General features: G+C 70.3%; 7 protein-coding genes. 6 read left to right on the forward strand and 1 reads right to left on the reverse strand.

Translation table 11 applies throughout. The features are described 5' to 3' along the window. From HC022_RS16790 to HC022_RS16805, 4 genes are all read left to right on the forward strand, one after another. Nucleotides 1–215, forward strand: a 215-nt coding sequence (locus tag HC022_RS16790) for a hypothetical protein (RefSeq protein ID WP_217704018.1), incomplete at its 5' end; no start/stop codon positions are given. A 59-nt stretch (nt 216–274) separates the two neighbouring features. Continuing rightward, a complete protein-coding gene (locus tag HC022_RS16795) occupies nt 275–1,117 on the forward strand; it encodes a serine protease (protein ID WP_167453198.1) in 843 nt (280 codons plus the stop codon). 52 nt (nt 1,118–1,169) lie between these two features. Beyond that, entirely contained in the window at nt 1,170–1,466 is a 297-nt protein-coding gene (locus HC022_RS16800) for a hypothetical protein (RefSeq protein ID WP_167453199.1), read from the forward strand. A 2-nt stretch (nt 1,467–1,468) separates the two neighbouring features. Next, complete coding sequence (locus tag HC022_RS16805) at nt 1,469–2,548, forward strand: M14 family metallopeptidase (protein ID WP_167453200.1); 1,080 nt, start codon at nt 1,469–1,471, stop codon at nt 2,546–2,548. Nucleotides 2,549–2,554: 6 nt separating this feature from the next. Here HC022_RS16805 and HC022_RS16810 read toward each other — a convergent pair whose 3' ends face one another. Beyond that, on the reverse strand, nt 2,555–3,790 hold the full coding sequence (locus HC022_RS16810; RefSeq protein WP_254885140.1) for an NAD(P)/FAD-dependent oxidoreductase: 1,236 nt from the start codon (nt 3,788–3,790) through the stop codon (nt 2,555–2,557). A 232-nt stretch (nt 3,791–4,022) separates the two neighbouring features. Between HC022_RS16810 and peaA the strand changes: the two genes are divergently transcribed. Both peaA and HC022_RS16820 read left to right on the forward strand, forming a co-directional pair. Further along, nucleotides 4,023–5,579 (forward strand): quinohemoprotein amine dehydrogenase subunit alpha, encoded by a 1,557-nt coding sequence (gene peaA / locus HC022_RS16815; RefSeq protein WP_167453202.1) that lies wholly within the window; start codon nt 4,023–4,025, stop codon nt 5,577–5,579. A 10-nt stretch (nt 5,580–5,589) separates the two neighbouring features. Beyond that, nucleotides 5,590–6,359 (forward strand): radical SAM protein (locus tag HC022_RS16820; protein ID WP_167453203.1); only part of this gene is annotated, 770 nt, incomplete at its 3' end.

Consider the following 6,359-nt stretch of genomic DNA (forward strand, 5'->3'; position numbering starts at 1 on the left):
TGACTGCGGCAGAACTCCGCGAGGTGATCTGCTCCACGGCCCGCCGCATTGGCGACGCGGTGGACTACGTGAGCGGCCATTCGACCAAGTACGGCCACGGTTGCATCGACGCGGATGCCGCCGTGGCCCGGGCGCTGGAGCTGGCGGCAGGGGGCGCGCCGCAGGTCGCCGCCGCGGCTCCCCGCGCCGGAGAGGCGACACGGGGGACAGGATGACCGCGACAGAGCCCACGACACGTCATTTTCAACCAATGATCTAACGGAGGAGAATTTTCATGTCTGTCTTCAAGATGACCTTCAGGATGACCGCCCTGACGGCGGTTCTTGCGCTGGGCCTTGCACCGCCGGTGCAGGCGCAGGACAACACCGGTCCCGCGGCGAACCCGCTCATCGTGGGCGGCGAGCCGGTCGGCGACATCGCCGATACCCCGTGGCAGGTCGCGCTCGTCGGCGGCGGCGAGGCGCGCAACCAGTTCTGCGGCGGCTCGCTGGTGGCGCCCAACTGGGTGCTGACGGCGGCGCATTGCGTCGACAGCCCGCTCTGGCAGAACAACCCCGAGCGGCTGAGCATTGTGGCCGGCACCCTGACCTATGAGAGCGGCGGCGAGCTGCTTGGGGTGAGCGCGATCCACGTGCACCCCGACTGGAACGCCTCGACCTTCGATCATGACGCGGCGCTGGTCGAGCTTGCGACCGACGCCACCATGGGCATGCCGATCCAGATGCAGAGCCCCGAGGAAGAGCTTCCCGTCGGACCGCGCGTGCGGGTCTCGGGCTGGGGCGCGACCTCGCTCGGCGGGCCCGGCTCGGACGAGCTGCTCTTCGCTGAGGTGCCGGTGATCTCGAACGACGAGTGCAACGAGCCCGAAAGCTATGACGGCGCGATCCTGCAATCGATGTTCTGCGCCGGCGAGCGCGAGGGCGGCGTCGATGCCTGCCAGGGCGACAGCGGCGGCCCGGTCGACACCATCATAGGCGATAATGACCGGCTGGTCGGCATCGTGAGCTGGGGGCAGGGCTGCGCGCTGCGCCTGAAATACGGCGTCTACACCCGTGTCTCCGAGATCTACGGCTGGGCCGGCGAGACCATGGGGATGATGATGGAAGAGGCCAAGTAACCGCCACCGGGCGCCCGGGTCCCTTCGGGCGCCTCCCCAACGAGAGGATGCGATGTCCAAGAAACTGCGCGTCAGCGCCGAATCCATTCCCGAACTGCGCGATTTCCTTGCCGGGGCCGATGTCGACATGGGCTGCCGCCCGGTCGCGGTGAAACGCGGCGACCGCTACGCCACCGAGGTGATCTCGGACGACGACGAGCTTGCGCGGCTTGGCCGGCGGCGCGCGGGCGGCGTCCGGGTCGAGGTGCTCGAGGAGATGCCCTCGGCGGCGCGGCGGCTGCGCATGGTGCCGACCGGCAACCGCTTCGCTGGTGGCGTGGTGCCACGCGGCTATGGCCGGAAGAAGTGAGCATGAGCTACCTGAGCTTCGAGGAGATCGTCACCGGCGTCCGCAACCTCGCCACCGAATATGGCGCATTCTGCGATCTCGTGACCCTTCCCAACACCAGCGTCGAGGCGCGCGACGTGCTCGCGCTTGCGCTGGGCGACACCCGCGGGCCCGAGGTCCGCACCGTGGTCTACGTCGGCGGCGTCCATGCGCGCGAGTGGATCCCGCCCGACGCGTTGCTCTATTTCGCCGCCGACCTGCTCGAGGCGCGCCGGGCGGGTACCGGGCTCAGCTGGGGCGACGCCCGGATCAGTGCCGAAGAGCTCGGCCGGATCTTCGGGACCCTGCAACTGGTGATCCTGCCCTGCGCCAATCCCGACGGCCGCATCTACAGCCAGGAGGTCGATCCCGACTGGCGCAAGAACCGCGCCCGCAACGTGCGGCCCGACGGCGGGCTGTGCCATGGGGTCGACATCAACCGGAACTTCGACGTGGCCTGGGACTTCCGCCGGACGTTCGCCCCGGACGCGGTCAGCGCCTCGGACGATCCTTGCAACAAGTACCTCTACGTGGGGCCAGAAGCGGGCTCCGAGCCCGAGACCGCCAACATCGTCTGGCTGCTCGACCATTTCACCGGCACCGGCTGGTATCTCGACATCCACAGCGCGGTGCCGGCGATCTACCACAACTGGGGGCTCGACGAGCTGCAGAGCGACGCGCCCGGGATGAACTTCCTCAACCCCGTCCATGACGGCCAGCGCGGCATCGCGGGCGACACGCTCTACCGAGAGTTCATCGAGCCCGCCGACGCCACCGAGATGGCGCGCCTGTCGCGGCTCATGGCCGAGGAGATCCGCAAGGTGCGGGGCGACGACTACGAGGTCTCGGCATCCTTTTCGCTCTATGCCACCTCAGGCGCGAGCGACGACTATGCCTACAGCCGTCACCGGGCGGATACGGGCAAGGCCAAGGTGCTGGGCTTCACCATGGAGTGCGGCCACGCCTTCCAGCCCGAGTTCGCCGAGGCAGAAGACGTGATGCGCGAGGTCTCGGCCGCGCTCGCCCGCTTCGCCGCCGACGTGAGCAGCGTGGCGCCCGTCTGAGCGGGATCAACGCGGCGACATTTCCGCCAGCAGCGCCTGCGCCGCGGGCCCCCAACGGCCGAGGAACGCCTCGCCGGGGCCCGAGCTCTGGAAATCCCGCCAGACCTGCGTCGCGGGGGCCCGGCCCAGCCAGCCGATGCCGTCGGGGCTGCGCGGGGTCTTCAGGATCTCCATCTCTTCGATCAGCCCGTCGCGCAGCACGAGGCCCTGCGCGACGCTGACCTCATCGCGGGGGGCGTGCGAGGGCAGGTCGTCGGGAAAGTCGCGCCGGGCGCGCCAGAACGGGGCGTCGGCAAAGCGCGTTTCCTGCCGCAGGAAGTCGCGCCCGATACGGGCGTTGCGCAGGCAGGTCTCGCGGGCGCGCTCCTCGATGTAGCGGCGACAGAGCGCTTCGCTGGCCGCCCCGGGGCGCGCCGCGAGGGTCCGGCGCACCGCCGCCGCGGCAAGCGCGCTGGAGACTGCCCAGAACAACCCGTGGCCCGAGAGCGGGTCCATGGCGGCGAAGGCGTCGCCGACGGGCAGCGCGGTGAGCGACGCGATGGGGGCCGGCAGCACGGGCGCCGCCTCCCGCGCCCGGGGCGGTGCGTCGAAGCGGATCTCGCCGGGCTCCGGCCGCGCCTCTGCCAGCGCCGCGGCGAGACGCGCCTCGGGCGGCGCATCGCCCCGGGCATCGCAGGAATACTGCGCCCAGAGTTCGCCGCCCGGCAGCGCCGCTGTCCAGACCCAGCCGCCGGCAAGGGCGGTGACCGAGATGCCGGGCTCGGCAGGCTGCGCGCCGCGGCAGGCGCCGCTGATGGCGATGGTCGAAAAGCCCGGCCGCCGGGTGGCGTCGCGCCCGTGGGCGCCGCGGCCGCGGGCGTCAATCACCCAACCGGCCTCGATCCGCTGCCCGTCGCCAAGGTCGACCGTCTGGCCCTCGGGCCGGGCCGTGCCCTCGATGAGGGTTGCGCCCGAGGCAACCGCCGCGTCGCGCAGATGCGCATCGAGCCGGTCGCGGCGCACGAGGTATTCGCCGTTGGCGCTGTCCGCGATGCCCGCCCAGTCGACCCGGCGGGGCAGGGGGCCGACGACGCTGTCGCCCGTGCCGATGCCCGAGGACACCAGCCAGCGGTGCAGGCGCGGGCTCAGGCCCTCGATCCGCCCGCCGGTCCGCAGCGGGTCGACCAGCAGCACCTGAAGACCGTCGCGCGCCGCAAGCCACGCCGTCACGGCGCCCGCCGGGCCGCCGCCCACCACGACCATATCGGCTCTCCGGGGGAGAGGTTTTCGCATGCTGCACGTCATTTCAGCAGTGAAACGCGGGTCCGCGCGGGCCTCCATGACATTTCCGGCCAACCTTCACGGATCCGTCATCCGGCGTGAATTTTGGCCGGAAATGTCAAGAACGGTGCCCGCCCTCTCGGCAAGACTGCCCTCCATCTTGAAGCCACCCGCCGGAGGGCACGCCCGTCCGGACCAAGCCAGAGGATCGCGCATGACCTCAAGACACCGTCTCAACCTCTCTGCAAGCGCAGCCTGCCTGATGCTGTCGGGGCTGCCCGCGCTGCCAGCGCTGGCGCAATCCGGCGAGGAGGTGCTGACCACGATCTGCGCCGCCTGTCACGCCACCACCGACGATGGCGCGGTCGAGCGCATCGACGCCGTCCGCAAGACGCCCGAGGCGTGGGACATGACCGTGGTGCGCATGATGCGCAACCACGGCGTAGCACTCAGCCCCGAGGACCGTGTCGCGGTCGTCCGCTACCTTGCCGACACCCGCGGCCTCACCGTCGCCGAGACCGAGGGCCGCCGCTACATCCTCGAGAAGCAGCCCATCGCCGAGGATTCCGGCCCCGACCAGCTGATGTCCGAGACCTGCGGCCGCTGCCACTCCTACGCCCGCGTGGCGCTGCAACGCCGGACCCCCGAGGACTGGGCGCATCTGGTGAACTTCCACCTCGGCCAGTTCCCGACGCTGGAATACCAGGCGCTGGCACGGGACCGCGACTGGTGGGGCATCGCGCAGGAGCAGATCATTCCCTTCCTCGCCGAGACCTACCCGCTGGGCGACATGCCCGAGGCCTTTTCAGGCGCTCTCTCGGGCCGCTACGTGGTGGCCGGGCGGCAGCCGGGCCGCGGCGCCTACTCGGGCTCGATGGAGATGGCCGCCTCGGACGCAGGATATGACGTCACGCTCGAGCTGAGCTTCGCCGACGGCAGCGAGACCTACACCGGCACCGGGCTGGTCTATGGCGCGGGCGAATGGCGTGCAACGCTGAGCGCCGGGGACGTGACGATCCGGCAGGTCATGGCGCTTGAGGGCGCCGAGCTTTCGGGCCGCTGGTTCGTCGCCGGCGAGGACGCGACCGGCGGTGACATCGTCGCCCGGGCCGAGGACGCCGCGCCCGCGATCATCGGCATGAACCCCGCCGCCATCGCCGCGGGCAGCACCACCGAGATCACCCTGACCGGCACCGGCCTGTCCGGCGAGGCGGTCCTGCCCGAGGGGCTGAGCGCAGAGATCGTCAGTGAGGGCCCCGGGGAAGTGGTCCTCAAGGTGACCGGCGAGACCGAGGGCACCTATGCGCTGTCGTTCGGCGACGCGACCACGCCCTCCGATCTCGTGGTCTACGACGGTATCGACCGCATCAGCATCGTCCCCGAGGTCGCCATGGCCCGCATCGGCGGCAACGGCGGTCCGATCCCCAAGGTCCCGGCACAGTTCGAGGCCTGGGCCTGGTCGAACGGCCCCGACGGCGAGCCCGCCACCGACGATGATCTCGCCATCGGTGCGGTCGAGGCCGCCTGGACCACCGACAACTGGGACGAAGCCGCCGCCGAGGTCGAGGACGCGAAATACGCGGGCTCCATCGACCAGACCGGCCGCTTCACCCCGGCGGGTGCGGGCCCCAACCCCGAGCGCGTCATGGGCACGAACAACGTCGGCAACCTGCGCATCACCGCCACCTACGAAGGCGGGGCCGCGCCGCTGAGCGCCGAGGCGCACCTGTTCTCGACGGTGCAGCGCTTCGTCGATGCGCCGATCCGCTGAGGGAGGGACCATGGGAGACCTGACACTCATCACCCACAACGCGCACCGGGTCGACGTGGATGGCCACGCGATGCTGATGCACGTGCCGACCAGCGCGCTCTTCGAGCTCGACCCGGTGTCGCGCGACGTCTACGAGCTCTTCCGCCGCCACGACGCGGTGGGGGCGCAGACCATGAAGGAGGCGCTCGGGCACCGGCATAGCCCGTCCGAGCTGACCGACTGCGTGAAAAGCTTCCTCGACCTCGACATCGTCCGCGACGCGGCCGAGCCCGAGGTGGCGCGCAGCATCGTGCCGGTCGAGGAGATTCCGCTCTCGACGATCATCCTCAACGTCAACACCGGCTGCAATCTCGCCTGCACCTACTGCTACAAGGAGGATCTCGCGATCCCCTCGAAGGGTGAGAAGATGCGCTTCGAGACCGCGAAGGCGAGCATCGAGCTGCTGCTGAAGCAGGCCAGCGGGCGCGACCGGATCAACGTGGTGTTCTTTGGCGGCGAGCCGCTGTCGAACATGCCGCTGATCCGCGAGGTCGTGGCCTATGCCGAGCCGCGCGCCGCCGAGCTTGGCAAGGTCGTGGACTTCAGTCTGACCACCAACGCCACCCTGCTCACCGAGCAGATGGTCGAGTGGTTCAACGCCCACCGCTTCGCGCTGACCGTGTCGATGGACGGCCCCAAGGCGCTGCACGACGTGAACCGCAAGACCGTCGGCGGCAAGGGCACCTATGACGTGGTGTCGCAGAAGGTCCGGATGCTGCTGGCGCGCTACACGGCACGGCC

This window comes from Salipiger sp. HF18, from assembly GCF_011806505.1.
Classification (GTDB): domain Bacteria; phylum Pseudomonadota; class Alphaproteobacteria; order Rhodobacterales; family Rhodobacteraceae; genus Salipiger; species Salipiger thiooxidans.